The organism is Pseudomonas sp. PA-1-6B (genome assembly GCF_021609545.1).
Classification (GTDB): Bacteria; Pseudomonadota; Gammaproteobacteria; order Pseudomonadales; family Pseudomonadaceae; genus Aquipseudomonas; species Aquipseudomonas fluorescens_BV.
Genome location: NZ_WJZM01000136.1, coordinates 1 through 523 on the forward strand (window position 1 = coordinate 1; position 523 = coordinate 523).

The 523-nt window shown below is 62.0% G+C and carries 1 protein-coding gene and 1 pseudogene; both read left to right on the plus strand.

The features are described 5' to 3' along the window. Nucleotides 1-197 (plus strand): annotated as a pseudogene (locus GIV35_RS27600) (DUF2169 family type VI secretion system accessory protein); the annotation flags it as partial. Between the two features lies 1 nt (nt 198). After that, nucleotides 199-523: DUF4150 domain-containing protein (locus GIV35_RS27605; RefSeq protein ID WP_236266006.1), on the plus strand; the 325-nt coding region annotated here is incomplete at its 3' end.

Consider the following 523-nt stretch of genomic DNA (forward strand, 5'->3'; position numbering starts at 1 on the left):
TGCGCCTGCACAGCGGCGCCATGCTGCCACTGCCCATGCTCACCGACACCCTGCGTATCGACACCGAGGCCATGACATTAGCGCTGACCCATCGCATCAGCCTGCCCAATCATCTGGGCATTCGCGTCTTGGAAGCGCGCTTCGAGACCGATCCGAGCGCACCGCTAATCAAGCGCATGAACAAGGAGGTGCTCTGACATGGCCGATAACGTCATCGCCCGTAAGCAGGGCAGATGGAAAGTCGTCAGCATCGTCCCGGATGTGTGCAAGACGCCGATGGGCAGCGCCATACCACCGGTGCCCTACCCCGTCACGGCTGAACTGAGAACTGCCACCGGCGTGGCCAAATCGGTACGTGCCAACGGTAAACCGGTGGTGGTGTTCGACAAGAGCCTAGTGCCGACCACCAAGGGTGATGGGGCTGGCGCCGCGAAAGGCATCAAGAGCAACACCGTGGGCGGCAAGTGCTACCCGTTGGAGAAGAGCAGCACCGTACGCGCCGAAGGCAAGTTGGTAGTGCGCC